Here is a 26,995-nt window from a genome sequence, read left to right as displayed (position 1 = left end):
ATATATATTTTAAGGAGGTGCTTCACGAACGGAGCACCTTTTTTTATAGGCTTACTTTATTGACCTGCTGCACTTTGGTTCCACTCATATACCTTGTCGGCAATTTCAATGAGCAACTCAGGTTCTTTCTCTAATGCGTTACCAATTACAATCATATCGGCTCCGGCTTCTAATGCTTTGAACGCTTTCTGACTGGTGTTGATTCCTCCACCAACAATGAGCGGCACATTAATAGCCTTTCGAACAGAAGCAATCATACGCGCACTGATTTCTTTTTCGGCTCCGCTGCCAGCATCTAGATACATGGCCTGTAGCCCAAGCATCTCACCAGCCATTGCAGTACAGGCGGCAAGCGAATACTTATCATCGGGTATAGGCATTGTATTGCTGATATAGGCAACGGAAGTAGTTCGTCCGGAGTTGATCAACATATACCCTGTTGGGATCACCTCGAGCTTTGTATTGCGAATAACAGGTGCTGCTATAACATGTTGTCCAATCAACAACTCAGGATTTCTTCCGGAGATCAACGACAGAAACAAAATAGCGTCTGCAGAAGAATCGATCTGCATGGAATTCCCCGGGAAAAGTATAACCGGAATTGTAACGTTCTGCTTGATCTGTTTTACTACTTCAGAAAGATTTATAGTAGTAACAAGGCTTCCGCCTACAAAGAAAAAATCAACACAGTTCTCACTGGCCAGATTGATCAACTGGTTAAGATGTGAAGGTTCTTCAACCTTATCCGGATCGATCAGGATAGCAATTGATTTCTTTCCAGCTTCCCTTCGCGCGCGCAGTGATTGAATAATATTCATGAACTATTTTTCTGTCTTCGCCTCTTCTTTCGCACTCAGGTATTCACCGAGTTTCTCCTTCGCTATATTGAGTAATATAGTCATGGCTTGCCCCGCCAGCACAGTACCAATATGCGATACTATACCCGGTGTTGAAGGTTCAGCAACGACTTCTGCCTCTACAACATGCTCCGGTGCTGCCATTGCCTTCACTATTTTTACTTTTCTTCGTTTGGATTTTTTTGACTTTGAACCTCCGGATAACTGACGAACCAGGAAATAGGTTGCTGCCAATGATCCTCCTATAATTAATGCGTTGGTTAATACTTTTCCGGTACGCTCCGAGATAAGCTTTACTTCCTCTTCAAGTTCCTCACGATGTCTTGCTGACTTTTTCAGCAACTCACTTTTCATATCGTTGGTCTCAAGCAATTCCATAATGTTACTTTTTCTTTTTTGTCATTAATTCACCAAGCTCTTTTTCTAATTTATTGAAGATGTTTTCGCGCGATAAAAATGTAACGATTGCCAACAATAAATAAAATCCGGCAACCACTGCGAAACCTCCAAAAGTGCCCATCGATTCTCCTAATTTAAAAGCGACAGCTACACTGAAGAAAACGATAAACAATACAAAGGTAAATGCGAGTACTATAAACACAGCAACCCGCGACAATCCCTTCGCTAAATCTTCCTTTATCTCCAGCTTCATCAACTCAACTTTGGTCTCCACATAGCCTGTGAGATTCTGAACCAAACTATCGAGCTTTAAAAACTTTAACACAGATTCCTTAATCATGTTCCTTTTAGCGTATAAAATGAGTTCATGCAATATAGACAGAAGATCGGACTTTTTCAGATGCTACTGATGTTCAAAACCCACCAGTTTTTCGCGGGTTACAGTAACGCTGTCATGCTGAATTACTTCGTGTTGCAGCATCAGTTTAAGGGGTGCACTGATGAAATAGCGATGCGTAGTTGAATCGGAAGATTTTTGATACTTCACGCTGCATACATATACCGAATCAAATGTATAGGATGAAAGGTCCAAGCGTTTTACGATCCGGTCAATACAAGCGTTGTACTGCCCTTGATCATCAGTACCATCCCAACAAAAGCCTGGCCTGTCGAGCAAAAACATTTTATCACCAACAAACAGGGTCGTGTTCTTTACCGATACAGGATAAATCAACGATGGTTCTTCACCTGTAATAGATTCTTTGCCCTGATACTGCGACCATTCACCGCTTTGCTTGCGCTTGTTGATGCGTGCTACAATCCTATAGTATGATGATGGATCATTCGCTTCATTCTTTTCATACGTGAGATGATACGTCTGAATGGAATCCTGGTTAAAGTAAATCAGCGAGAACGGAATAAAGAAAAACGTAAGCAGTAGAAAAAGAAATCCGACAAGGCGGTACTTCAATGTTAATTTACCCAACCCGTTGGCAAGTTCCATTGGCAATTTCCGAAGTACAGGTATAGGAAAGAATAGAAGTACACCAATGATGTTAAAGAGAAAATGCGCAATCGCTATACTTATGGTACTGCTCGTATTGGCGTTTAAGGTTGCCGCTATAAATGCTGTAATGGTTGTGCCTACATTTGCGCCCATAATGAAAGGCGCTGCCTGTTTGAGACTGGCGATTTTTTTACCAACGATGGGCACCACCACAGATGTAGTAATCGTACTGGAGCGAATGGCTGCTGTTGTGAGCAGACCCCACGAAAAAGATTTTATCTGATTCTTAAAAAAGAAACGACTGAATACTTCCGGTGATTTTGCTTTGAGCAAATTTGAGATAAGCCGGCGGAAAATAAGAATGGAACTGAATAACAGTGCCAGTGCCAGAATAGTAAGTATAAATGAACTTGGAATGATGCGTTGTAGAAAATCTGTAAACGGCCAGAACCCAGACCATGAATGTGAAATTTCTTTTTCCACGACAAGCGCAGAGGGTGTAAAGAAATACCCCGCTATATGCGATGATATATTTGATAGAAAACCATAGTAATACTCGAGCGGGAACAAAACAACAACGGTAAGGATGTTGAAGAATACGTGATACGATCCCGCTGATACAGCTCTTCGGAATTCTTTTTTACGACTGATAAAACCCAAGGACACAATCATGCTCGTGATGGTTGTGCCCACGTTCGCTCCCATAATGATCGGGATAGCGCTCTCTAAAGTAATCGCACCTGAAGCAACAAATGCAACCACCAGCGATGTAGTAGTGGAACTGCTTTGCAGCATTGCCGTGATAAGTAAACCGATGAACAAGCCGGCAAATGGATTTGATGTTGCCAACAAAATGGTTTCAGCAACGTTGCCTCCAAGGTGTTGAAGCGATGACGTCAGCAGGTCGAGCGCAAAAAGAAAAAGTATTAAGGCACCTAAAATATAGAGGACGATCCGGAGGTTGCTCCAGATTTTTTTATTGGGATCAGTGAGTGGTGTGGTTTCCAAAGGATTGCAGTGAACGTAAAGATAAGTCAGGTAATGGAAGAAGTATAGTTCATTAATATTCTTAACATAGTTTTAATATACAGATCGAATACTAAGATCGCTCACGTTTTGCCGACGAGTAACCGCTCACCAAATATATTCCACTGCCAATAATAGGTATACAGAGTATAATTGCAAACCACAATAACTTGTCAACAGCAGGTATCCTTTGTTTCACAAGGAGAACCACAGCGATAACAAACAGTACCAGGTTTAGCAGAGACACTATAAGCCAGACAATAAGTCCTACTCCAGGGGTCAGTAATTCCATAAACACGAAGTACGTAGTTTGAAATTTAAATTACAATCTACCCCTCAAGCTCCTTCACTGCCATCCAGGCCATCAGCCCCGGACCGATTTTCAAGGCATCCTCATCAATATCAAACGTTGGGGTATGTACATACGACTTAATACCCTTCTCAACATTGCTGGTACCCAAACGATAAAATGAAGCTGGTATTATCTGTGAGTAGTAAGCAAAGTCTTCAGCTCCTAATGTTATATCTATATCATATACATTTTCCTTGCCTACATATTCTTCTGCAGCCAGCTTTAATCTCCGCGTAAGCTCCGGATTATTTTCCAGGTATGGATAACCACGGGAAATATCTACTTCACAACGTCCGCCCATTCCTTCAGCAATGCTCTCCGCCATCTTCTTTATTTTCTCTAAACCTGATTCACGCCATACTTCATTCATCGCGCGAAATGTACCGGCAATATTTACTTCATCTGGTATAATGTTCGTGGCTCCTTTACCAATGATGTTTCCAAAGGTAAGCACCGTTGGTTGCTTCGGACTTGCGTTACGGCTGATGATCTGCTGTAAAGCAATGATAATGTGCGATGCGATTACGATGGGATCTATAGCAAGATCCGGTGCTGCACCATGGCCACCTTTACCAATTACCTTCAGGTATATTTCATCGGCACTGGCCATATACATCCCTTCACGAAAGCCAATTTTTCCGGCAGGAAGAAGTGGAAAAACATGTTGACCAATTATACCGGCAGGCTGCGGATTTTTAAGTGCACCATCACGAATCATATAGGAAGCACCTCCCGGATTTTTTTCTTCACCAGGTTGAAATAAAAATCGAACGGTGCCTTCGAACTGATCTTTTATTTCATTCAGAATTTTTGCTGTACCCAATAATGACGAAGTATGTACATCATGGCCACATGCATGCATCACTCCTTCATTCTTTGATTTATAGGGAACGTTATTCGCTTCTACAATGGGCAGTGCGTCCATATCGGCACGAAGCGCGATTGTTTTCTTCGAAGGGTTCTTACCTTTCACTTCAGCAACCAAACCGGTGGTAGCAAGACTTTCAATCTTATCAACTCCAAACGAACGAAGGGTTGCATCTACGTACTTCACTGTATTAAATTCATTATACGATAGTTCAGGATTCGCATGCAAGTATCTGCGATACTCCACCACCTGTTCACTATATCCTTGCGAAAGAGATTTTATTTTATCTAAAAGACTCATACGGCATAATTAAGATTCAAAAGTAAAGCTACTTGGGCAGATTGAAAAAAATACACGAAAGCCACGACTGAAAATAAAAATATTGAAAACTTTAGGGGTATGTTAAGGGTACGCCACTTACTGTGTGTCTTCTTAACCTGAAAAATACCAATCAACAATAACCTTTGTTCTTCTTGTAAAGAACTTTGTGAAAACCAATGAATCCTCAGATATTCGAACCCTTCTTAATTAATTATAACCCAAATGCACATGCATAAAAAAGTACTCATGGTCTTTATAGCCATGACCGGTATTACGGGAACATACGCCCAGGATACTCCAATGAAAGCTTTGCCTTTGCAAGATATGTCTGCTTTTAAACAGCAGGCCGGCAACTGGCAGATTGTTGGTGATGTCACCATAGATCCAACCATTGATATTCACCATGAACCCGAAAAAGCAGCCGCTGAAACCGGAAAGAAAAAAAAGAAATCAAAAGAAGAGTCAGCTTCAAAAGCTCCTCAGGCAGTAACTTTTACCGCAGGTAAAGGCGTGTTGCTGAACATGAATGATGAATCGAAAAAAGATAATCTTATTTCTGCATTCGAACATGGAGACATTGAACTGGAACTCGAAGTAATGTTACCAAAGGGATCTAACTCCGGCATCTATTTACAAGGCCGCTATGAAGTTCAGCTGCTCGACAGTTGGGGTGTAAAGAATCCCTCCTTCTCCGACATCGGTGGTATTTACAGAAACTGGGAAAGCGAACCGTCCAAAATATATATGGGCAAAGCGCCTTTGAGTAATCCTGCGAAAGCACCCGGCCTCTGGCAAAAGATGACTATATCTTTCCGTGCACCGAAGTTCGATGCCAACGGAAATAAAATTACCAACGCTCGCTTTGTATCTGTCGAATTGAATGGTGTAAAAATTCACGATAACGTAGAAGTACCATTGCCAACGGGCGGACCTGTTGAAAACAACGAGAAGCCTACTGGCCCGCTTATGATACAAGGCGACCATGGCCCTGTTGCGTTTCGTAACGTTCGCTATAAACTCATGAAAGATTCCAAAGTGTCTGTATCGGACGTTTCTTACAAAGCATTCAAAGGAACCTTCGGTGAAGTCGATGACTTTGCGACACTGAAACCAGTAAAGAGCGGAACATCGCCCGAGTTAACAGCGGAGGTATTAGATGATGAGAATATGTACGGCATTATATATACCGGAAAAGTTACTATACCCGAAGATGAGACTTACTATTTTGATCTGAGCTATACCGGAGGTATAACCTTCTCTATAAACAATCAGCGCCTGATCGATGAACAACGTGCTGATGGTGGCGGAAGAAACAGGGCTACTATAGCATTGAAGGCGGGTACATATCCGTTTGAGATTGCCAACTTCAAAACTGCATCATGGATGCCACCGCGCATCGGATTCACAGCACAAACAGCTAGCACGTACCCGGTAGTGTTGAATGCATATGGTTCTTTCCCTCCGGATGATGAACCGACTTCCCCGATCCTGATCCACGCTGGTGCTGAGCCAAAATTACTGCGTGCGTTCATTGATTTCAAAGGAGACGAACGTCAACGTCTTACGCATACGATAGGTGTAGGTGACCCTGCCAGGATTAACTACGTATATGATTTAGCAGCGGGTAACCTGGCCTGTGTATGGCGCGGTGATTTTGTAAACGCTACACCCATGTGGCATGATCGCGGAGATGGTTCTTTCCGTCCGCTGGGTGCAGTACAGTACCTATATATCAATCAGCCACTCGCTTTCCTGGCCAATGCAAATGAAGCCTTCCCGGCTACAGGCAAAGAAGGCGAGTTCCGTTCGAAAGGATATACTATAGAAGAAACGACTGCGAGACCTGTTTTCAAATATACCTATCAAGGGTTGGAAGTAGAAGACAAAGTATATCCGGAAGATCAGGCACGAAGCATCACACATGAAGTGACCATTAAAAACCGTGGCACCAAAACAGGCTTATACTATAAACTCGCAGAAGGTTCAAGCATTACCCTGAATCCAAATGGCTCATACGCTATTGATGACAAGCAATACTATATTAAGACGTCATCAGCTGCAACTATACGTGATGTAAACGGAAAGAAAGAACTAATCGTAGCAGTAGACGGAAGCAGTGTTAAATACTCAATCATCTGGTAATTGATAAAGAATGATCGACATGAAGAACTTGATATCGAAATTTTTTACTGCTGCTGCTATACTTGTAAGCGCACAGGCTGTGGAAGCACAAAGCAAGGTTCCAACGGAAGATGATTACTATAAGATCATTACGATTCCTACTCCCGAAGGAGTATTACTTGAAGTAGGCGGTGTGGCAACATTACCGGACGGACGAATTGCGTTGAGCACCCGCAGAGGGGATATATGGATTATTGAAAACGCTGCGATGCTGAGTGGCGGAACGCCCACCTATACTTTGTTCGCATCAGGTTTGCATGAACCTTTGGGATTAGCCTATAAAGACCAGGCGCTATATGCGGCACAACGCGGTGAGCTTACTAAGCTTGTAGATACGAATGGCGATGGTAAAGCTGATGTATATGAAACTATATATGCATGGCCTATATCCGGACATTATCATGAATATTCATTTGGACCGAAGATCGCCCCGGATGGAAGTTTCTTTGTTACGGGCAATGTGGCTTTTGGTAACGAAGAGTGGTGGCGTGGTGAAAGCCGCAGACCTTGGCGCGGATGGACGATGAAGATTCATGCGGATGGAACATTGGAACCCTGGGCTACCGGCATGCGCTCGCCTTGCGGATTGGGAATGATTGACGGAGAACTTTTCTACGATGATAACCAAGGTGACTGGATGGGATCTGGTGGTATATTTCACGTAACGAAGGGAAGCTTTACAGGACACCCGGCAGGCTTACGCTGGACGAACCAACCGAACTCACCGGTTAAGCTTACAACGGAGCAGCTGTACGCAAAAGTTGATCCGCGCAGAGAAAAGAAAAACGGACAATATGTTAAACCTGAAAATGTAGCAGACGAAAAAAATCCAAAGTTACTATACCAGATAAAACAGGATTTCCCTGAAACACGTTTGCCTTCAGTATGGCTGCCGCATGGTATATTAGGTATATCAAATTCAGAAATCATCCGCGATGAAACCGCTGGTAAATTTGGTCCATTTGCAGGACAGATTTTTGTTGGTGATCAGGGGCAAAGCAAAGTAATGCGTGTTGTGATGGAAAAAGTAAAGGGCGAGTTTCAAGGTGTAGCTTTTGATTTTCGTTCCGGATTTCAGTCTGGTGTATTGCGTATGAATTGGGGACATGATGGCTCCTTGTACACTGGTGAAACAAACCGCGGCTGGGGATCTGCCGGTACAACTTCATCTGGCTTACAACGGGTGGTCTGGACGGGCAATGTACCGATGGAAATGAAAACCGTACGTGCTATGCCGGATGGATTTGAAATTGAATTCACGTTACCAGTCGATAAGAGTAAAGCGGAAGATCTTTCATCCTATATGGGCAGAAGCTTCATTTATAAATACCACGCGGTATATGGAAGTCCTACCATCAATGACGAGAAGCTAAACATCAAAGGCGTGAAGGTTTCCGAAGACGGTTTGAAAGTCAGAGTTGTAATCGATAACCTGCGTCAATATTATCTGCATGAAATCAACGTACCAGGTATACGTTCTAAAGATAGCAACCTGCCTGTACTGCACGCAACGGCATACTATACATTGAACAACATCCCGGAAGGAGCAAAATTACCAGCCAGTGAACTGAGCACGAAAAAATCCGTGGTCGCTCCGGCAAAAACAACTCCAGTCAAAACTGCAGCAACTACCAGCAGTAAGAAGGCACCGACCTATGCAGAGATAGAACCATTACTGGTAAAAAATACCTGTACGGCTTGTCACCAGACAAACAAACGCCAGGTGGGCCCTGCCTTTGCAGATATAGCAAAGCGTAAATACAGTAATGAGAGAATTGTACAGCTGATCTATAATCCTGAACCCAAGAACTGGCCTGAACATGAAACACCCATGGCTCCAATGCCGCAGGTTCCTAAAACAGAAGCGCTAAAGATTGCCTCATGGATCAATTCATTGCGCATAGAAAAAGCACCAACACCATAACCTGAATAAGGTTATAGCAGAAACTAAATCCCGGAGTGTATACTTCGGGATTTTTTATTTGCCGATTTAATCAACCGGTAAATTTTTGAGTAAATTTGTGACACTACCTGTCTCCGTTATGAATAAATTTAACCGCCTAACCTTGTGTTTGATGATGCTGTCATCAACGTTGCTGGCTCAAGCACCCGACAGCCTTGTACGATTCAACGAACTTACTTTCTATTCTGAATTTGAACGAGAGACCTTTAAACGCTTCCAACATAAGGATGTAGATATATTTGCGCTGCTCATGTCAAATGGTAGTTTACTTTCTGATGTGAAGATTAAAGAAGGACGCGATAGATTTTATGATCATGTTACGATCGTTGGTCGCGAAACCGCCGAGAAAAAGACTGGCAAGCGTATCAAAGCTATATATGATAATCTTCACAGTAAATTTTTAATGAAGTACGAACTTAAAAATCGCTTTGAGGAAATATTTTACAATGGATACTACAATTGTGTATCCGCTACAGCGCTATATGCTTTAGCATTCGAGAGATTACAGATTCCGTATAGTATAAAAGAAGAGCCAACACATGTATACCTGGTGGCCTACCCACAAGATGAAAGGATTGTTTTGGAAACAACTTCGCCACTAGCCGGATACTATACTTTGAGTGATGAATTCAAACAGAATTATCTTCAGAAATTAAAAGATCAAAAACTGATCAGTGCACAGGAGTATGCTATGCAAGATGTAAAGACGCTCTTTGATAAATATTATTTCGGACAAAACACCGAAGTAAATCTTCAGCAACTTGCAGGGTTGCAATATCTCAACGATGCTCTATATAAAACGGAAGACAAAAAACATGAGGAAGCCTTCACTCAATTGGAGAAAGCGTATATACTCAACCCGTCTCAACGCATAGCACAATTATTATACTATACCGGTGCACAAACATTTGAGTCGCGCAAAGAAAAGGACTCAACGCACGCTGTATTACTAAGTAAATTATCTCGCTATACAGATCTTGGTGTAGACCAGGAAATGATTGTTGGAGAATTTGCGCGGGCAACACAAGATCTTTTATTTGTGAAAGGAAAGAGAGATCAATACGAACAATACTATCGCATCCTGACGCGGTCAATCACCCATCAGAAGCTTAAAGATGACCTGGCATATGTATATAATTATGAAACCGGAAGACTTCTCTACAGTCAGGCAAAGTGTAAAGATGCGCTGCCATACTTTGAAAAAACATTGTTTCTAAAACCAAACAACCTGGAAGCACAAGGATTATTTCTGGCATCACTGGCACAGACATTCAATTCAAAAAACAGTAACCAGGAGATTATTAAACAGTTGGATGATTACAATGCAAAGTTCAGCAACCTGCAGGCAAACAATCATTTTAATGCACTGCGTGCTATGGCTTACCTGGTACAATTCAACATGAGCTATACCACCAATAAGATTGCAGAGGGAGACAAGTATAAAACACTGTTTGAAAGTCTTGCTACGCAATATCCCGACATCTCTATAAATACAGAGCTTATAGGACAGTCATATTCCAATGCAGCGGTATACTATTATCGTAAAGGACAAGTCTCGAAGGCAAAACAATTCCTGTCAACAGGATTAAAATATGCACCGAACAACTACGAACTGATTACACGCCAACGGATGATCAAGTGATCGAATGCACTACCTGTTCTCGATTGCCAGGTGGAATTTATTTTGTGTGATATAGTAATTGCTTTGAGAGGTTTTCACCCGTGCGATAATATTTACTTCTTCCATGATAAAAGATCCTCGGGGCATCGGAAAATTAATTTCACCTACACCATCTCTCACTTCGAAAACACGGCTCGCCTCCACGCCTATATATTTATTTTCAGCAAGTCTGCCAACAAAGTATTCAACGCCTTTACTGCCGTCAGACATTTTAATTTTTAAAGTATAGGTGCCATTCAACAGTATATTATCGATTGAAGTTATTTCAATGGTAGGATAACGTTGCTTGAGTTTTCCATCGATGGTATATTCCTTTAATCCGATGCAGAGATTTCCTTCGTAATACGGGACTTCTGTCATCAAATCTCCGGAACGTCTATAGCGTTTTTGTACGCCATGCATCTTGTCGTCCAGGTATGGAGTTTCCTGACTCAAAAGGCCTGATTCAAAATATCGTTTGGCAACTCCGTTGCGCAAGTTTTTCTTGTACGTTACCTCCTGAAAGATTTTACCGGATTTGTAATACTCCTTAGAAACACCATCCTGCAAACCGTTCTTGTATACCATCTCTTTATGCAAGGTGCCATCCTGGTAATATATTTTCCGAACATCCTTCGATGCCTCCTGACCTTCTGATGACGAATTGTGTGGGAAACAGGAATACAATAAAAAAGAAGCAAAGAGACAGAGGAACAACGCAGCAGGCTTACGCATAGGGTTAGGACTAGGGCGCAAGATAATTAATTCAAAAACTGCTAGAGTTACAATGAGTCTGAAAATTGAACAAAATTCGCTGATAAAGAGAACGTTCCATTTGCAGGATGCGCGTTGAAAAACGCTGCGCAGAAAGCAAATTCAACTTTTTTTTAAAAAATATTCCTTCTCCAAGACTTTTTTTTGCAGAAATAGAAATCTCTACTACATTTGCAATCCCAAACGGGAGCTTAGCTCAGCTGGTTCAGAGCATCTGCCTTACAAGCAGAGGGTCGGGGGTTCGAACCCCTCAGCTCCCACACTAAAAAAAGCCATCACATTGTGATGGCTTTTTCGTTGTATGCAATCTTGTTAATGGATGAACGCTAACTTTTACATTCTATATTCTAACGATGCCGATAAATACTATATCGGACACACAACGGAACCCATAAAAGAAAGACTACGAAAACATCTTTCCAATCATGATGGATTCACAGCAAAGTATAAAGACTGGACTATAATCTACACGGAAGAATACGCAACAAAAGAATTAGCCTATCAAAGAGAGCGACAGGTGAAAGCGTGGAAGAGTAGAAAAAAAATCGCACAGGTCATACAGCAACGTTAGAGCATCCCGACCTCAGTCGGGAGGGTCGGGGGTTCGAACCCCTCAGCTCCCACACTAAAAAAAGCCATCACATTGTGATGGCTTTTTCGTTGTATGCAATCTTGTTAATGGATGAACGCTACCTTTTACATTCTATATTCTAACGATGCCGATAAATACTATATCGGACACACAACGGAACCCATAAAAGAAAGACTACGAAAACATCTTTCCAATCATGATGGATTCACAGCAAAGTATAAAGACTGGACTATAATCTACACGGAAGAATACGCAACAAAAGAATTAGCCTATCAAAGAGAGCGACAGGTGAAAGCGTGGAAGAGTAGAAAAAAAATCGCCCGGTTCTTCTTTTACTTTTAGAGTATCCCGACTTTAGTCGGGAGGGTCGGGGGTTCGAACCCCTCAGCTCACACACTAAAAAAAGTCTACCATCTATCTTACAGAATTTCTAAGAAAGTAATCGCTGGCATTTATTGAACTTGTTCAATGCTTTCTTGTACTGACGGAAATAGTTTGCCCTTCGTTTTACTTCATCAGGTACCAATTCAACTGCTGAGCAAAGAGAACGCTAACCTATATATAGCAGTGGATACACCAATCATTAGATTGCATACGCAGAAATATGGAACACTGGATTATGACCCGTCTGTGCCGTGCATCATTGCTACACATTTCGGGTACGCAACAAATGACGAGTTTAGAAGTCTTCTCAATCTTGGGTTATCGTATGCCATAGAAAAGAAAAAAAAATCACGCAAGGCATGGGCTGGCTTGCCGATACACTATTGATGGAGGGCAACACTTCAGCAGAGTGGGCAGTCTCTGATTGGAATCCCAGACTCTTTGCAGGAGATGTATCTCATCTGGCATTCGTTCAGCCTAAAGAAGTTTTCGCGGAAATGCAAATACGTGACTATGTTGACTTAAGTTCGACTGCTGCAAAAATGGAAATGGCTTCGTTCGAGGATGTTAAGTCTGCCAAGGAGTGGCTCCATAAAGCTATGTTGTAAATCGTTACGAACACAGTAATGATATACCTCAGGTATATATATTTTCCAGTCACAATATGCAGTGTGATTGCATCTATATATACACACTCTGTCCTCATAGTAATTAATCAATCCCCTTCAGCTTCTTCATAACAGATCGCTTCCGTGCAGCGAAACGCGAGGCATTCGTTCCTTTTTTTATTTTCTTCGATAGTACATCTATACTATCAGAATACCGCTTTTTATTGTTGGTGGTTGCACCATCGTCTCCACTGACCTCCCCGACAGAATTTCTCTCTTTGTATAAAGAAGTCGTTTTTGAATAAGTATTCATAACACAAGGTTTTTATATTACTTATTCAAAATAATACCTACGGACAAAGGAGGAATTCTTTGCTCAGGAAGAACCCATTCACCCCACACTTCTCCGCAAAACTGTCCAAAAAAGCATCACGAAGCCAGGCATAGTCTTTTTCCCTTATGAATCAGTTCATTTCCATTCAAGAGTAATTTATTTCATCGGAAGCTGGATCTATACTCTTAAGCCTATAACTACAGGCAAATGAAAATGAATACGGAAGACTCCTGTAGAGGAGTCTTCTTTTTTAATGCCTATACTATGTTTATACCACTTTAGTAAGGTGAAGGGCTCACCGATGTCCATCCGCCATCAATGATCAGTGATTGTCCTGTAATGTGTCCTGCCTGTGGAGATACCAGGAACAACGCAGCTTGTGCAATGTCGTTTGTAGTAGCAGCCTTTCCGATAGGTGTTATACGCGACCATGTACTTTCATATGTAGCATCATGCACGGTGCGCTCCGTTAATGTAGCACCTGGAGCAAGTGCATTGATGGTAATTTTATATTCCGATAATTCTACCACTAAGGTTTTTGCCAGCATTTCAAGAGCAGCTTTACTCATGCCGTAGGCAGCAAGATTTTTGTGAGCCTGATGTCCTGTAACCGAAGACATGAATAAAATCCTCCCTCCACTTTGTTGCTCCTTCATTTTACGAGCTGCGGCCTGCGCCAGAAAAAAACTTCCTCCGAGGTTTACATGTAATACTGCATTCAAATCCTCCGGAGTATAGTTCAGAAATTCACCGAAGAGTGTTATCCCGGCATTTGCTATTGCTATATCCAATCGGCCAAATTGTTTAATTGCTTCCTCCACCATGGAATCAATAAAAGAAACATCGGAAGCATCGCCCGCAAAGGGAATACATATACCTGCACTATGCTGAATGCTTTCAGCGGCTTCAACTGCAAGCCCTTCCTGTACGTCATTTAAAATAACACTCGCACCTTCTCTGGCAAGCTGGCGACAAATTTCAAGGCCTATACCTTGACCTGCGCCTGTAACAATTGCTACTCTATTTTTAAATATAGCCATAGTCTATCAATGCGAATCGCGTGTTACTTCACTGCCTGAGCCTCCTGCCAGATAATCCATATCAGCACCGAGGTGTGCTTGCTGCACATGTTGTTGGTATAGCTGCACATAGCCACGTGTATATTTTTTATGCCGCGGTCTCCAATCCTGTTTTCTTCGTTCAAGTTCTTCGTCAGACACCTGCAATACCAATGAGCGATTCATAACATCCAGTGAAATAACATCACCATCTTTTACTACAGCAAAATTGCCACCGAGTGCTGCTTCCGGTGAAGCATGAAGTATAACAGTGCCAAATCCTGTCCCACTCATGCGCCCATCTGATATACGCACCATATCATGTATACCTTGTGCAAGAAGTTTTTTGGGAATAGACATGTTGCCAACTTCAGGCATGCCCGGATAACCAATCGGTCCTACATTCTTTAAAACCAATATACTGGTTTCATCCACCTCCAGATCAGGACTATCAATTCTGCTTTTATAATCTTCAATATCTTCAAACACTACAGCTCTTCCAGTATGCATCATTAGTTTCAAACTTGCTGCCGAAGGTTTTATCACAGCACCATGTTCGCACAAATTTCCTTTCAAAATTGCTACACCTGATAATGAATTGATGGGTGCAGCAACGCTTCCGATTACTTCACGGTTATAGCATGCCGACTTCACATAGTTCTCCTGTTGCGTCTTCCCATTCACCGTTACACTATTACCATGAAGGAAGGAATCGAGTTCTTTCATCACAGCCTGAATGCCTCCGGCATAGTATAGATCTTCCATAAAATAATTTCCGGAAGGCTGAAGGTTAACAAGCAAAGGTATATTTGCTGAGAGGTGATCAAAGTCTTCGAGCAAAAGCGGTATACCCATTCGCCCGGCAATGGCTAACAAGTGAATAATAAAATTAGTGGAGCCACCAATAGCAGCATTTACCATGATAGCATTTTCAAATGCCTGACGTGTTAATATATCTGAAAGCAGCAAGTTCTCTTTCACCATCTCAACGATACGGCTACCCGACAATTGCGCGATCACCTTTCTGCGGGAATCTGCAGCCGGTATAGAAGCATTTTCAGGAAGCGATAATCCAAGTGATTCAACCATACAAGCCATGGTGGACGCGGTACCCATTACAGCACAATGTCCACGGCTTCGACACATGCATGCTTCAGCAACCGTTAATTCTTCCTGCGACATTTCACCGGATCGCACAGCATCATTAAATCGCCATACATCACTCGTGCCTATATCACGCCCCTGATATTTACCGGTTAACATTGGGCCGCCCGAAACAACAATGGAAGGTATATTTACACTGCACGCGCCCATCACTAACGATGGTGTAGTTTTATCGCATCCACAGAGCAGTACAACACCATCGATCGGGTTGGCACGTATAGATTCCTCCACATCCATACTGGCTAAATTGCGATAGAGCATAGCCGTTGGTTTGATCAATGTTTCTCCTAACGACATTACTGGAAACTCTACCGGAAATCCACCCGCTTCAGATATTCCACGCTTCACAGATTCAGCTAGTTCACGGAAGTGAGCATTACACGGTGTGAGCTCCGACCATGTGTTGCAAATACCGATCACGGGTTTCCCTCGTAATTCATAATCGGGTATACCTTGATTTTTCATCCAGGCACGATAGATAAAACCATCTTTACCTGTCTTGCCAAACCAGCCCTGGCTGCGGAGTTTTTCTTTCATAAGTAAAAGATAGTATGAATAAAGGAAGATTGAAATCCGCTGATGGAAATACAATGATTCTTTATCAACGATCACAGACCTTAATAATATAGGCTTGATAGATTGATGTATTTATAGCACGTTACTATATGTGTGTGTTTTTTCGCCGGATTGTTCTTTGCACGTAAACTTTCATCTGATAACTTTAATTAAAAGTTTGCCACGTGAATCCCATCTTCAAGAAACTCAACTATAAAAATCAGGAACAGGCCTACATCATTAACCCTCCCGATAGTTTTAAAAAGGCGATGGACGATATGAATGATCTTACTACAATTAAAACAACTCTTGCAGGATCCAAAAAAATTGAATTTGTTCTCGCGTTCGTTACTAAACAAAAAGAAGTAGATGACCTCGCAAAAAAAATATCGCCGTTGATGGAGGAAGATGGCTTATTGTGGTTTGCATATCCGAAAGGATCATCGAAAAAGTATACCTGCGAATTTAATCGTGACACCGGATGGATAGCGTTGGGCAAACTTGATTGGGAGCCCGTGCGAATGGTGGCCATTGATGAGGACTGGAGTGCCTTACGTTTTCGGAAAGCAGAGCACATTAAAACAATGACACGCTCTTCTGCATTGAGCGAAACAGGCAAGCGAAAAATCGCGGCAGCCAAAGGGAAGAAAACTTGATGACGTGATCATGACGTGGACACTCAGATGCTTTCGGGTAAAAAGGTTACTTTTTATTACATGTATTTTCGGGAGTGACCGTAGTAGTCTATTTTTATCACAATTATAGACTCTCTGTTCCAAAAATCCTTACTTTCATGAAATTCACGGCATTTATTTGTGCATTGCTATTTGTTTTCTCTGCACAAGCCCAATCAACTTTTCTTCCGAAGAATCTGGGGAGCGAAATAAATACAGCCTATGACGAAGTGAGTCCAGTAATTTCTGCTGACCGAAAAGTTATTTTCTTTAGCCGGAAAGATCATCCTCAAAACGGATACGGTGCGAAGAACAGTGCTGATATATGGTTCAGTACATTACAACCTACAGGCTTGTGGTCGGAAGCACAACGTTCAACATCTCTCAATCTTGGTCAGCACAATTATGCATTGTCCCTTACAGTAGATGGCAATACATTGTTGCTATATACAGACGAAGGGTTATCGATATCCACAAAACAAAATGAAATATGGTCTGCTCCACAAAAGCTAAACATCAAGGGATCGAGCGATGCGACACTCAGTGCTGATGGCAAATATCTTTTATATAAAAAGAAAAGTAAACTCTATATTCTTGAAAAGAATGATGTTGGTGGTGGATGGAAAGATGCTGTAACTGCAGAAGGTATAAAAGGGAAGATACAAACTCCTTTTCTGTTGATCGACAACAAAACTTTATATTATAGCACTACACAAAAAGGTAAAGGCAAAGATCTGTTCAGTATAAAAAGATTAAGTGATGATTGGAATGTATGGTCTGCTCCCACTCATCTAAATGATACTATAAATACAGATGGAAATGAAACTTCTCTGACAACAAATGCGAATGGCGCCTGGGGCTATTATTCTTCTACAAAAAACTCTAGTGGCAAAGGTGACATCTTTGAAGTGAAGTTATTTGAAGATCGTCCCTATATTTTAGTTTCTGGCAAAATAATAAATGCTACTTCCAAACGTGCACTGAAAGGCAAAGACATTCAAATCATGGTGGATGGCAAGCAAGTTGATAACGCGGTGCATCGCGATTCAGCTACATATTCAGTAAAGCTTCCTTTCGGAAAAAAATATACTATATCTGCACAGGTTCATCAATACGGAGCGAAGGATTATACCATCGATGCTACTACAGATAAGGAATACCGTGAAGTTAAAACTGATTTGGAAGAAGAGCCCACAATGTTCGCTTTACTGAAGGGAAAACTTCTGATCAAGAACACGGACCAGACTATCCCTGCATCGGCTAAGGCAAAAATTGTAGTAGATGGAGAAGAAATGGAGTCTGCAACAATTGATCATGCGAAAGGTACTTATTCGATACGATTAAATCACGGCACGATATACTATATTCAGGTGAGTGCACAACGTTTTGAATCTCTTCCAGACATAATAGACTTGAAAAATATTGATGGTTACGAGGAGATTAACTTTGATTTGCAGGCTGATGCCGAGAAGATGGCTATCGTAACAGGAAAACTTATCGATAAAAAAACAGGCACTTTACTCTCTCCTGAAATAAAAGTTGATGTTAAAGTGGAAGGAGTTTCCTCTGTCGCTGCTGCCGTAGATTCATTAAAGGGTGAATATGAATTAAGGTTTCCGTTGAAAGACCGATATATATTAAGCGCCATTGCTAGTAATTATTACCCAGTGTATGAATCGATTGACGTTATGAATGAAACCAACGAAGTTCGGATTAACCGTGATCTGACGTTGGTTCCTGTCGAGCGCGGACAATCTGTGCTGTTGAAGAATGTATTTTTCGACCCTAAGAAAATTACATTAAGTCCGTCTTCATTCCCTGAACTTGACAGATTGGTGGCTTACCTGGAAGCAAACCCGACTGTAAAGATCGAGGTCAGCGCTCACACCGATCCATCTACAAAAATTTCAACGGCAAACCAGGCGAAGGCTGTAGTAAATTATCTTACGTCTAAAGGAATTGCAAAAAACAGAATCACTTCGCGTGGTTACGGTTCATCGAAGCCTGTTACCTCAAATAAAACGGCAGAAGGAAAAGCGTTGAACAGAAGAGTTGAATTTACTTTCCTTGAAAAATAACGGTTGGGCTAGAGCACAACTTCAAAGATTTCAACCTTATAGTATATAAAAACAAAGCCCGATCAATTTGACCGGGCTTCTTTATTTAGAGTTTAAACGTCACTGTTGTTTAGCTTCCGCAAGCTTCACATGCATCTGGATTATCCAGTGAGCACATCATATCAGACATTTTCTGTTCGTACTGCACGTACTGTAGTGAAGTCTGTTGCGCATCAGATGTCACAGCTGCCACTACTCCAACAGGATCTGCTGTTGTAACAGCACCTTGTTCAATGGCCGCTGCTGCTTCAGCTGCATTTGCCTGTTGAATCGCTGATTTGTCAAGCGTAAATTTAATTGCATCCGCAGCAGCGTTTGTACGCAAGTAGTACATACCGGTCTTAAGACCTTTCTTCCACGCATAGAAATGCATCGAAGTAAGCTTACCAAAGTTCGGATTGGTAAGGTGAATGTTAAGACTCTGTGACTGGCAGATATAGGCACCACGATCAGCAGACATGTCAATGATTGACTTCTGTGAAATTTCCCAAACGGTCTTATACAGGTCTTTAATGTTCTGCGGAACTTCAGGTATATTTTGAACCGATCCGTTTGCTGCGATGAGTTTCTGTCTCATGGATTCACTCCATAAGCCAAGGCTCATCAGATCTCTCATTAAATGCTTGTTTGCAATAATGAATTCTCCTGACAATGTTCTACGGGTATATATATTCGAAGTATAAGGTTCGAAACATTCGTTGTTACCAAGTATCTGCGATGTAGAAGCGGTTGGCATTGGAGCAACAAGCAATGAGTTGCGTACACCATGCTTCTTCACATCTTGTTTAAGTTGTTCCCAATTCCAGCGACCGCTGTCAGGGGTAACACCCCACATATCAAATTGGAAAATTCCTTTTGATACTGGCGATCCCTTGAACGTTTCATAAGGACCCAGAACTTTTGAAAGTTCCATGGAAGCTTCCATCGCACCGAAGTAGATGGTCTCAAATATATCTGCGTTCAGCTTGCGGGCTTCGTCAGAGTCAAATGGCATACGTAGCATGATAAACGCATCCGCCAAACCTTGCACCCCCAAACCGATTGGTCTGTGACGCATGTTTGAAGTCTTCGCTTCTGCTACCGGATAATAGTTTACATCAATTACTTTATTGAGGTTGCGCGTAGCAACTTTTGTGATCTCATAAAGTTTTTGATGATCGAACTTGCCATCTTCTGTAACAAATTTTGGCAATGCTATAGATGCCAGATTACAAACCGCTACTTCATCCGGAGATGTATACTGTATAATTTCTGTACATAAGTTGCTGGACTTAATCGTACCCAGGTTCTTCTGGTTGGATTTTTTGTTGGCAGCATCTTTATATAGTATATATGGGGTTCCTGTTTCAATTTGTGATTCAAGAATTTCGAACCACAGATCCTGAGCTTTTATCTGCTTGCGAAACTTGCCTTCTTTTTCATATTTATCATAGAGACGCTCGAAATCTTCACCCCAAACTTCAGCCAACCCTGGCGCTTCGTTTGGACAGAAGAGAGACCACATCTCGTTGTTCTCTACACGTTGCATGAACAGATCCGGAATCCACATTGCGTAGAAAAGATCGCGTGCGCGCATCTCCTCTTTACCATGATTCTTTTTCAGATCAAGGAATTCGAAAACATCAGCATGCCATGGTTCAAGATAGATTGCAAAGCTTCCTTTACGTTTTCCACCACCCTGATCAACATAACGTGCAGTCATGTCGAAATTTCTTAGCATTGGAACAACACCATTTGAAGTTCCACCGGTTCCTTTAATATAGGATCCTTTTGCACGTACGTTGTGAATGCTCAGACCTATACCTCCCGCGGACTGAGAAATTTTTGCGCACTGCTTCAATGTGTCATATATACCATCGATGCTGTCGTCCTTCATCGTAAGCAGGAAGCACGAAGACAATTGAGGCTTCGGTGTACCAGCATTAAACAATGTAGGCGTAGCATGTGTGAACCACTTTTCGGAAAGTAAATTATACGTTTCGATAGCAGCCGGAATATCTTCGCCGTGTATACCTACTGCCACACGCATTAACATATGCTGCGGGCGTTCCACAGTTTTGCCTTCCACCTTCATCAGGTACGAACGCTCTAATGTTTTAAAACCGAAGTAATCGTAACTGAAATCGCGATCGTACAGGATGGCTTCATCCAGTTCGGCAGCGTGTTCTTTTATTACTTTATAGGTTTCCTTTGAAATAAGCGGAGCATTCTGGCCAGTCTTAGAATCCACATATGTATACAGTCGCTTCATAGTATTTGAAAACGACTTGCTTGTCACCTTGTGTAAATTGGATACAGCAATACGTGCTGCCAATTTTGCAAAGTCAGGATGTTTGGTAGTCATCGTAGCAGCAATCTCTGCGGCCAGATTATCAAGCTCCTGTGTAGATACACCATCATAGAGGCCATTGATCACCTTCATGGCCAGCTCTACAGGATTGACGAACTTCGGATCTAATCCGTAACAGAGTTTCTCAATACGAGCGGTGATTTTGTCAAACTTAACTGACTCTCTGTGTCCATCACGTTTTAATACAAGCATCTCAGAATATAGGGTTGTTTTTGTGGGAGAAGTTAAAAAAGTGTTTGAATGTAATTAAAAATCCTCGTTAAGGGAAAACTTCGGAGCGCTTTCTTTTTCAGTACTCTTCATCACTCCTGCTTTCTGGTACTCCGCCACACGCTTCTCGAAGAAATTAGTTTTTCCTCGTAGCGAGATCATCTCCATAAAGTCAAAAGGATTAGTAGCATTGTAAATTTTCTTGCCAACAAGTTCATTCAATAAACGATCAGCAACGAATTCTATATACTGACGCATCTGCTCGGCATTCATTCCGATCAGGTTAACAGGTATAGCATCGGTAACAAATTCCTTTTCGATTTCAACGGCATCTTTAATGATATCAATAATCGTTTGTTCTGGAAGTTTGTTCACCACGTGTTGTGTATATAGATGACATGCAAAATCGCAGTGCAATCCTTCATCACGTGAAATCAACTCATTTGAAAAACTAAGTCCAGGCATAAGGCCGCGCTTCTTGAGCCAGAAGATAGAGCAGAAAGAACCAGAGAAGAAAATTCCTTCCACGGCAGCAAAAGCAATCAGTCTTTCCTGAAAATTTCCTTTGTCAATCCAACGAAGTGCCCAGTCAGCTTTCTTCTTTACGCAATCCATTGTCTCAATGGCGTTGAAGAGCTTATCTTTTTCTTTTGCATCCTTTACATACGTGTCTATCAAAAGAGAATATGTTTCAGAGTGAATATTCTCAATGGCGATTTGGAAGCCATAGAAAAATTTTGCCTCAGTATATTGAACCTCTGATACAAAGTGCTCTGCAAGATTTTCATTTACAATGCCATCGCTGGCAGCAAAGAATGCAAGCACGTGCGTTATAAAATGTCTCTCACCATCATTTAAGCCAGCCCAGTCGCGTAAGTCTTGACTCAGATCTATTTCCTCTGCTGTCCAGAAACTGGCTTCCGCCTGTTTATAGAATCTCCAGATATCATGTTGTCTGATCGGAAAGAGTACAAAGCGATCTTTGTTCTCTTTCAATATGGGCTCTTCCTGCTGGCTCATGGCATAAATGGGGTTTTAGGGTTTAAACTAAATATCATAAGAGGCGTCAGTATTTATACCAACACCTGTTACATTTTCTAATAAATTCTTTTTGCTTTACGACACAGACTGAACACCTGTTCTTTGGTCAGCACTAAGTGTACAAAAGAAGTAGAACCATTCTAAAAAACAAAACGCCATTTTTAAGCTGATTTCAACAAATGTGGATAACTTGTTGATGCATTGTGGATACATAAGTTCCTGTAAAATAAACCGTTAGTAAGCCCATTTTCGTGTATGATTTGAGTTAATTTCGATCAATTAAAAATTTTCAAAAATTTTCGACCAACGCAAGGAAGTAGAAGTTGGAAAATTATTGGAGCAACCAGATTGATATCCAGATTCTTTTTCTACCTTTGCAATCCAATTTTAAAAAGCTATGTACGCGATTGTAGACATTGCAGGCAAACAGTTCAAAGTGGCTAAAGACCAATATATCTATGCCCCAAAGATGGAAGGCGAAGTAGGAGCTTCTGTAAGCTTCGACAAAATCCTTCTTGTTGATAACGGTGGAGATATTCAAATTGGCGCCCCTACTGTAAGTGGTTTAACAGTATCTGGTAAGATACTTGAACACGTAAAAGGCAACAAAGTGATTGTCTTTAAAAAGAAAAGAAGAAAAGGCTACGTGGTAAAGAACGGCCACCGTCAGCAGTACACCAAAGTGCAAATCGAAAGCATTGGTTAATTCAAAAACCCTTTAACGACACAGAACCATGGCACATAAAAAAGGCGAAGGTAAAGTAAAGAACGGCCGCGAATCAGAAAGCAAACGACTTGGCATTAAGGTATTCGGTGGTCAAAAAGTAATTTCTGGAAACATCATCGTTCGTCAGCGTGGAACAAAACACCATCCTGGTAAAAACGTAGGTATTGGAAAAGATCACACATTGTTTGCTTTGACAAACGGTGTTGTGGTTTTCAAGAAAGGTAAAGCTGATAAGTCTTTTGTATCAGTAGAGCCTGCGGTTATAGCACAAGCTTAATCGGATACTTAAAAATTTCAGAGCGCTTTCTTCCTATAGGGAGAAAGCGTTTTTTATTTGTCGCATAGTCCTAGGGTTGCATCACTCTTTTTTTGCAACATCATACACGATAATTAACCGCTCATCCTCACTCTCTTTTAAGAAATTAGAAAAAAATTTAAGACATGGTTTTGCCAGATAAACTACTCTTTTATTTTTTTTCCTCTTGTTTTTAAACTGTTTTTAGAATTTTATTCTGTGTTTTTTAACGCAAACCGTTGAATCAATTATAACTACCGAATAAAGAGTTATTTTATTTCAATACCTCATACCTTATTTTAGGGCGTATTAACCTAAACTTAAAACTATGAGGAAGATTCTACTCGTTATCTTCTCGTGTGCCCTATCGTTTCAATTGATGGCACAAGAGAGGACCGTTACTGGAAAAGTTACTTCTGCTGAAGACGGAACCACCCTTCCGGGAGTAAATGTTATTTTAAAGGGCACCTCTACTGGTGTCGCTACTGATGCAGATGGAAAATACTCCATCGAAGTACCCGCTTCTGGTGGCACTTTAGTTTTTACCTTCATCGGGATAGAAACAAAAGAAGTAGAGATTGGCGATCGCAGTGTAATTGATGTCCCGCTTTCATCTGATGTTACACAATTAAGCGAAGTTGTTGTAGTTGGTTATGGAACTCAATCCAGAAAAGAAATCTCAGGGTCAATTGCTTCGATTAATGGGGCTGAAATTTCAACAGCGCCTGTTCAAAGCTTCGATCAAGCCTTACAAGGAAGAGCAGCTGGTGTAAACATTACAACACCAAATGGCGTTTTGAATAACGCTCCTGTAATTCGCATCAGAGGTGTCAATTCAATTAACCTTAGCTCATATCCGTTAATAGTCATTGATGGAATTCCAACTTTTACGGGTGACAACTCCACGAACTCAGCTGCAAACAACCCTCTGGGTAACTTAAATCCCAGTGACATTGAAAGTATCGAAATTCTTAAAGATGCTTCTGCCAGTGCGATCTACGGTTCAAGAGCAAGTGCCGGTGTAATTCTGATCACCACGAAGAGAGGTACTAAAGGAAAATCAAAAATAAACTACGAAGGCTGGGTGGGTTGGTCAAAACCCGTTCAGCTGTTTGACTTGCTGAATGCTGAGCAGTACATGACTATAAAAAATGAAGCAAGAGCAAACAATAATCAGGCTGCTGCATTTTTTCCTACTAATGACGCGAATGGTAAATTGATTGATACTGATTGGTATGATGTTATTTATAGGACAGGCGTTTCGCATTCACATAACGTAAATTTCTCTGGCGGTACAGATCTCACGTCATACTATATGTCTGTAGGCTATACTTCGCAGGAAGGTATGATCAAAAACAATTCATTTGAGAGAACAGTTGCGAGATTAAATGTTGACCATAAAGTATATGAGAATTTTCGTATTGGAGTAAACATGAATTATTCTAACAGTATAAATGAAGCTCCGAATACAGGCTCGTTGCCAGGTCAGGCGTTTAATACTGGTGGTCTTGGACGTTTGCCGTTAGTAACTGCACCCAATGTTGGTCCCTATTTAGCTGATGGAACCTATAGTATAGATGGGGGTAACATTGGTAAAATGAGTAACACAGAACAGTCAGGTTTTTATAACCCAATGATTATACTTGATAACGATTACTTCATTTCCGATGGAGGTCAAATTCAAGGAAGTGTATATGCTAACTGGGAAGTGATTAAAGGACTTAATTTGCGTACTACATATGGTATAGATCGCCTTACAATTGAAGATAAGGGCTACCAATCTCCGCTCAACGGAGATGGCTTTACACCAAAAGGTTCTGCTACAAATACAAACCGTACAAACAAACGCTGGAACTGGCAGAACACTGCACAGTATGACTTCGATTTATCAGACAGCCATTTCTTTTCTTTATTAGTTGGTGGAGAACAACAGTATACTAAAATAGATCGATGGGGTAGCAACCGTACTACATCCTCTGATAACTTCTTTGATACATTCCAGGGAAATTTTGCAAACATTATACCTACTAATAACTTACAGAGTGAAAACTATCTTCTTTCATATTTTGGAAGATTGAATTATGATTTCAAAAAGAAATATTTTGCAACATTCAATTTCCGGAGAGACGGTTATTCAGCTTTTGCGAAAGGGAACAAGTACGGTAACTTTTACGGAGGGTCTGTAAGCTATAATCTATCTGAAGAATCCTTCTGGAAAAATGCATCAACATTCTCATCTGTCTTTAATTTCTTTAAGATCAAAGGTAGCTACGGCTCTGTAGGTAACAATCAAGGTATAGATGACTACGCTTCTCTCAATCTATATAATTCTGCTCTTTATGGATCTGCATATACCATTTCTTACTCGCAAGTGGGTGCACTTAACCTATCATGGGAAACCAGTAAGAAAACAGATATAGGAGTTAATTTCGGATTATTTCAGGATAGAATTCAAGGAGAATTTGTATGGTATAACAATGCCGTTGATGGCTTGATTTTAAAAGTTCCTCAATCACCATCGAAAGGAATTCCGAACCCAACCGCAGCAGACAGAAACACACTTCTGGCTAACATCGGGTCTATGAGAAATAAAGGAATTGAGCTCAGTTTAAAAACAACTGCTTATAACAACGGTACTTTCAGCTGGGTTATTAATGCCAACCTCACCACTCAGAGAAACGAAGTTACAGCACTCGATTCAGATGAATCCAGAATTATATCGGCAACATCAAGTCTTGAAACAGCAAACGTTACGCAGGTAGGAGAATCCATAGGAAGTATACTTGCTGTCCCTACAGCAGGTGTTAACCCTGTAAATGGTCAACGTATCTTTGTTAAGAAAGACGGCACGCAAGTTCAATACAATCATGCTGCTCCATCGTCTTCACGTTGGACTAAAGTATCGGACGGATCAATAACTACTGCGCCTAGTCAAGGAACCGATGGTGTAGTATATGGTCCTACTATTCCTACTTGGTACGGTGGATTTGACAATACATTCAAATACAAGAGTTTTGATTTAGGTATTTTCATTCAGTTCTCCGGAGGCAACTATATATATAACGGAACGAAGGCTGGTTTAAGAGATATGCGTTTCTGGAATAATCATACTGATGTTCTTAATCGTTGGACTCCTGAAAATACAAGTGGAACAATTCCGCGCTTGGTATATACCGATAACGTATCAAATGGATCTTCTTTCCCTATTTCTGAAAATGTAGAGAAGGGTGACTTTTTACGAGTTCGTAATATCGCGCTTGGGTACTCTTTCAATAAGATCATTCTTGATAGATTAAAAATTGCCAACGCAAGAGTATACGCACAAGTACAAAATGCATTCCTGCTGACAGGTTACGATGGTATTGATCCGGAAATCTCTACCAACGGTCAAGCTAACCTTACTCCTGGTATAGATAGAAACTCAGTGGGTCAGGCTAGAACATTTACCGTGGGATTAAATATTGGTTTCTAACCATAAT

Annotated in this window: 24 protein-coding genes and 1 tRNA gene; 13 read left to right on the top strand and 12 right to left on the bottom strand. The window is 41.2% G+C overall.

Annotation, left to right across the window (positions count from 1 at the left end):
• Positions 1-56: 56 nt before the first annotated feature.
• The 6 genes from B5Y40_RS17105 to B5Y40_RS17080 all read right to left on the bottom strand — a co-directional run bounded on the left by B5Y40_RS17105 (position 57) and on the right by B5Y40_RS17080 (position 4,808).
• Entirely contained in the window at positions 57-818 is a 762-nt protein-coding gene (locus B5Y40_RS17105; protein WP_079687995.1) for a phosphoglycerol geranylgeranyltransferase, read from the bottom strand.
• Between the two features lie 3 nt (positions 819-821).
• Entirely contained in the window at positions 822-1,235 is a 414-nt protein-coding gene (locus B5Y40_RS17100) for a hypothetical protein (RefSeq protein WP_079687994.1), read from the bottom strand.
• A 4-nt stretch (positions 1,236-1,239) separates the two neighbouring features.
• On the bottom strand, positions 1,240-1,596 hold the full coding sequence (locus tag B5Y40_RS17095) for a phage holin family protein (RefSeq protein ID WP_079687993.1): 357 nt from the start codon (positions 1,594-1,596) through the stop codon (positions 1,240-1,242).
• Between the two features lie 63 nt (positions 1,597-1,659).
• Positions 1,660-3,270, bottom strand: a complete 1,611-nt coding sequence (locus tag B5Y40_RS17090) for a Na/Pi symporter (RefSeq protein WP_079687992.1) — start codon at positions 3,268-3,270, stop codon at positions 1,660-1,662.
• 91 nt (positions 3,271-3,361) lie between these two features.
• Positions 3,362-3,580: a PLDc N-terminal domain-containing protein gene (locus B5Y40_RS30125; protein WP_079687991.1), complete on the bottom strand. Its 219-nt coding sequence runs from the start codon at positions 3,578-3,580 to the stop codon at positions 3,362-3,364.
• A 37-nt stretch (positions 3,581-3,617) separates the two neighbouring features.
• On the bottom strand, positions 3,618-4,808 hold the full coding sequence (locus B5Y40_RS17080) for a M20 metallopeptidase family protein (RefSeq protein WP_079687990.1): 1,191 nt from the start codon (positions 4,806-4,808) through the stop codon (positions 3,618-3,620).
• Positions 4,809-5,057: 249 nt separating this feature from the next.
• On the opposite strand from B5Y40_RS17080, the gene B5Y40_RS17075 reads away from it, so the two are divergent.
• From B5Y40_RS17075 to B5Y40_RS17065, 3 genes are all read left to right on the top strand, one after another.
• Positions 5,058-6,971: a 3-keto-alpha-glucoside-1,2-lyase-like domain-containing protein gene (locus B5Y40_RS17075; RefSeq protein ID WP_159453725.1), complete on the top strand. Its 1,914-nt coding sequence runs from the start codon at positions 5,058-5,060 to the stop codon at positions 6,969-6,971.
• 19 nt (positions 6,972-6,990) lie between these two features.
• Complete coding sequence (locus B5Y40_RS17070) at positions 6,991-8,934, top strand: c-type cytochrome (protein ID WP_079688478.1); 1,944 nt, start codon at positions 6,991-6,993, stop codon at positions 8,932-8,934.
• A 118-nt stretch (positions 8,935-9,052) separates the two neighbouring features.
• A complete protein-coding gene (locus B5Y40_RS17065) occupies positions 9,053-10,615 on the top strand; it encodes a hypothetical protein (RefSeq protein WP_143785800.1) in 1,563 nt (520 codons plus the stop codon).
• 9 nt (positions 10,616-10,624) lie between these two features.
• Here B5Y40_RS17065 and B5Y40_RS17060 read toward each other — a convergent pair whose 3' ends face one another.
• The gene (locus B5Y40_RS17060) at positions 10,625-11,368 is read right to left on the bottom strand and encodes a toxin-antitoxin system YwqK family antitoxin (RefSeq protein ID WP_079687987.1); all 744 of its coding nucleotides are present in this window, start codon (positions 11,366-11,368) and stop codon (positions 10,625-10,627) included.
• 224 nt (positions 11,369-11,592) lie between these two features.
• Here B5Y40_RS17060 and B5Y40_RS17055 point away from each other — a divergent pair.
• From B5Y40_RS17055 to B5Y40_RS17035, 5 genes are all read left to right on the top strand, one after another.
• Positions 11,593-11,667: transfer RNA gene (locus B5Y40_RS17055), tRNA-Val, on the top strand.
• Between the two features lie 59 nt (positions 11,668-11,726).
• Entirely contained in the window at positions 11,727-11,978 is a 252-nt protein-coding gene (locus B5Y40_RS17050) for a GIY-YIG nuclease family protein (RefSeq protein ID WP_079687986.1), read from the top strand.
• Between the two features lie 111 nt (positions 11,979-12,089).
• On the top strand, positions 12,090-12,341 hold the full coding sequence (locus B5Y40_RS17045; protein WP_079687985.1) for a GIY-YIG nuclease family protein: 252 nt from the start codon (positions 12,090-12,092) through the stop codon (positions 12,339-12,341).
• Between the two features lie 153 nt (positions 12,342-12,494).
• On the top strand, positions 12,495-12,770 hold the full coding sequence (locus B5Y40_RS17040; RefSeq protein ID WP_221408956.1) for a hypothetical protein: 276 nt from the start codon (positions 12,495-12,497) through the stop codon (positions 12,768-12,770).
• A complete protein-coding gene (locus tag B5Y40_RS17035; protein WP_143785799.1) occupies positions 12,743-12,991 on the top strand; it encodes a hypothetical protein in 249 nt (82 codons plus the stop codon). The genes B5Y40_RS17040 and B5Y40_RS17035 overlap by 28 nt, the downstream gene beginning before the upstream one ends.
• 103 nt (positions 12,992-13,094) lie before the next feature.
• On the opposite strand, the gene B5Y40_RS17030 is transcribed toward B5Y40_RS17035, so the two are convergent.
• The 3 genes from B5Y40_RS17030 to B5Y40_RS17020 form a co-directional block, all read right to left on the bottom strand.
• A complete protein-coding gene (locus B5Y40_RS17030; RefSeq protein ID WP_079687982.1) occupies positions 13,095-13,304 on the bottom strand; it encodes a hypothetical protein in 210 nt (69 codons plus the stop codon).
• Positions 13,305-13,603: 299 nt separating this feature from the next.
• Positions 13,604-14,365 (bottom strand): SDR family NAD(P)-dependent oxidoreductase, encoded by a 762-nt coding sequence (locus B5Y40_RS17025; protein ID WP_079687981.1) that lies wholly within the window; start codon positions 14,363-14,365, stop codon positions 13,604-13,606.
• Between the two features lie 6 nt (positions 14,366-14,371).
• Positions 14,372-16,084 carry an IlvD/Edd family dehydratase gene (locus B5Y40_RS17020; RefSeq protein ID WP_079687980.1) on the bottom strand — a complete coding sequence of 571 codons (1,713 nt, stop codon included), beginning with the start codon at positions 16,082-16,084 and terminating at the stop codon, positions 14,372-14,374.
• 203 nt (positions 16,085-16,287) lie between these two features.
• On the opposite strand from B5Y40_RS17020, the gene B5Y40_RS17015 reads away from it, so the two are divergent.
• A complete protein-coding gene (locus B5Y40_RS17015; RefSeq protein ID WP_079687979.1) occupies positions 16,288-16,758 on the top strand; it encodes a hypothetical protein in 471 nt (156 codons plus the stop codon).
• A gap of 137 nt (positions 16,759-16,895) precedes the next feature.
• The gene (locus tag B5Y40_RS17010; protein ID WP_079687978.1) at positions 16,896-18,854 is read left to right on the top strand and encodes an OmpA family protein; all 1,959 of its coding nucleotides are present in this window, start codon (positions 16,896-16,898) and stop codon (positions 18,852-18,854) included.
• Positions 18,855-18,963: 109 nt separating this feature from the next.
• Here the strand turns inward: B5Y40_RS17010 and B5Y40_RS17005 are convergent, their stop codons facing one another.
• Both B5Y40_RS17005 and B5Y40_RS17000 read right to left on the bottom strand, forming a co-directional pair.
• Positions 18,964-21,435: a ribonucleoside-diphosphate reductase subunit alpha gene (locus B5Y40_RS17005; protein ID WP_079687977.1), complete on the bottom strand. Its 2,472-nt coding sequence runs from the start codon at positions 21,433-21,435 to the stop codon at positions 18,964-18,966.
• Positions 21,436-21,489: 54 nt separating this feature from the next.
• Positions 21,490-22,473 (bottom strand): ribonucleotide-diphosphate reductase subunit beta, encoded by a 984-nt coding sequence (locus B5Y40_RS17000; RefSeq protein WP_079687976.1) that lies wholly within the window; start codon positions 22,471-22,473, stop codon positions 21,490-21,492.
• Positions 22,474-22,891: 418 nt separating this feature from the next.
• Here B5Y40_RS17000 and rplU point away from each other — a divergent pair, with 418 nt between their 5' ends.
• The 3 genes from rplU (at position 22,892) to B5Y40_RS16985 (ending at position 26,988) form a co-directional block, all read left to right on the top strand.
• Positions 22,892-23,200: a 50S ribosomal protein L21 gene (rplU, locus tag B5Y40_RS16995; RefSeq protein WP_079687975.1), complete on the top strand. Its 309-nt coding sequence runs from the start codon at positions 22,892-22,894 to the stop codon at positions 23,198-23,200.
• A 28-nt stretch (positions 23,201-23,228) separates the two neighbouring features.
• Complete coding sequence (gene rpmA / locus B5Y40_RS16990; RefSeq protein ID WP_079687974.1) at positions 23,229-23,498, top strand: 50S ribosomal protein L27; 270 nt, start codon at positions 23,229-23,231, stop codon at positions 23,496-23,498.
• Positions 23,499-23,844: 346 nt separating this feature from the next.
• Positions 23,845-26,988: a SusC/RagA family TonB-linked outer membrane protein gene (locus tag B5Y40_RS16985; protein WP_079687973.1), complete on the top strand. Its 3,144-nt coding sequence runs from the start codon at positions 23,845-23,847 to the stop codon at positions 26,986-26,988.
• The last annotated feature ends 7 nt before the right edge of the window (positions 26,989-26,995 follow it).

Source organism: Ohtaekwangia koreensis (genome assembly GCF_900167975.1).
Classification (GTDB): Bacteria; Bacteroidota; Bacteroidia; order Cytophagales; family Cyclobacteriaceae; genus Ohtaekwangia; species Ohtaekwangia koreensis.
Note: the sequence above shows the minus strand (reverse complement) of the source record. Positions and strands in the feature narration are given on the sequence as shown.

Excerpts from the sequence above, each read along its gene's own strand:
- B5Y40_RS17105 (WP_079687995.1), bottom strand. The coding sequence starts at position 818 with ATGAATATTATTCAATCACTGCGCGCGCGAAGGGAAGCTGGAAAGAAA.
- B5Y40_RS17100 (WP_079687994.1), bottom strand. The coding sequence starts at position 1,235 with ATGGAATTGCTTGAGACCAACGATATGAAAAGTGAGTTGCTGAAAAAG.
- B5Y40_RS17095 (WP_079687993.1), bottom strand. The coding sequence starts at position 1,596 with ATGATTAAGGAATCTGTGTTAAAGTTTTTAAAGCTCGATAGTTTGGTT.
- B5Y40_RS30125 (WP_079687991.1), bottom strand. The coding sequence starts at position 3,580 with ATGGAATTACTGACCCCTGGAGTAGGACTTATTGTCTGGCTTATAGTG.
- B5Y40_RS17080 (WP_079687990.1), bottom strand. The coding sequence starts at position 4,808 with ATGAGTCTTTTAGATAAAATAAAATCTCTTTCGCAAGGATATAGTGAA.
- B5Y40_RS17075 (WP_159453725.1), top strand. The coding sequence starts at position 5,058 with ATGCATAAAAAAGTACTCATGGTCTTTATAGCCATGACCGGTATTACG.
- B5Y40_RS17070 (WP_079688478.1), top strand. The coding sequence starts at position 6,991 with ATGAAGAACTTGATATCGAAATTTTTTACTGCTGCTGCTATACTTGTA.
- B5Y40_RS17065 (WP_143785800.1), top strand. The coding sequence starts at position 9,053 with ATGAATAAATTTAACCGCCTAACCTTGTGTTTGATGATGCTGTCATCA.
- B5Y40_RS17060 (WP_079687987.1), bottom strand. The coding sequence starts at position 11,368 with ATGCGTAAGCCTGCTGCGTTGTTCCTCTGTCTCTTTGCTTCTTTTTTA.
- B5Y40_RS17050 (WP_079687986.1), top strand. The coding sequence starts at position 11,727 with ATGAACGCTAACTTTTACATTCTATATTCTAACGATGCCGATAAATAC.
- B5Y40_RS17045 (WP_079687985.1), top strand. The coding sequence starts at position 12,090 with ATGAACGCTACCTTTTACATTCTATATTCTAACGATGCCGATAAATAC.
- B5Y40_RS17035 (WP_143785799.1), top strand. The coding sequence starts at position 12,743 with ATGGGCTGGCTTGCCGATACACTATTGATGGAGGGCAACACTTCAGCA.
- B5Y40_RS17030 (WP_079687982.1), bottom strand. The coding sequence starts at position 13,304 with ATGAATACTTATTCAAAAACGACTTCTTTATACAAAGAGAGAAATTCT.
- B5Y40_RS17025 (WP_079687981.1), bottom strand. The coding sequence starts at position 14,365 with ATGGCTATATTTAAAAATAGAGTAGCAATTGTTACAGGCGCAGGTCAA.
- B5Y40_RS17020 (WP_079687980.1), bottom strand. The coding sequence starts at position 16,084 with ATGAAAGAAAAACTCCGCAGCCAGGGCTGGTTTGGCAAGACAGGTAAA.
- B5Y40_RS17010 (WP_079687978.1), top strand. The coding sequence starts at position 16,896 with ATGAAATTCACGGCATTTATTTGTGCATTGCTATTTGTTTTCTCTGCA.
- B5Y40_RS17005 (WP_079687977.1), bottom strand. The coding sequence starts at position 21,435 with ATGCTTGTATTAAAACGTGATGGACACAGAGAGTCAGTTAAGTTTGAC.
- B5Y40_RS17000 (WP_079687976.1), bottom strand. The coding sequence starts at position 22,473 with ATGAGCCAGCAGGAAGAGCCCATATTGAAAGAGAACAAAGATCGCTTT.
- rplU (WP_079687975.1), top strand. The coding sequence starts at position 22,892 with ATGTACGCGATTGTAGACATTGCAGGCAAACAGTTCAAAGTGGCTAAA.
- rpmA (WP_079687974.1), top strand. The coding sequence starts at position 23,229 with ATGGCACATAAAAAAGGCGAAGGTAAAGTAAAGAACGGCCGCGAATCA.
- B5Y40_RS16985 (WP_079687973.1), top strand. The coding sequence starts at position 23,845 with ATGAGGAAGATTCTACTCGTTATCTTCTCGTGTGCCCTATCGTTTCAA.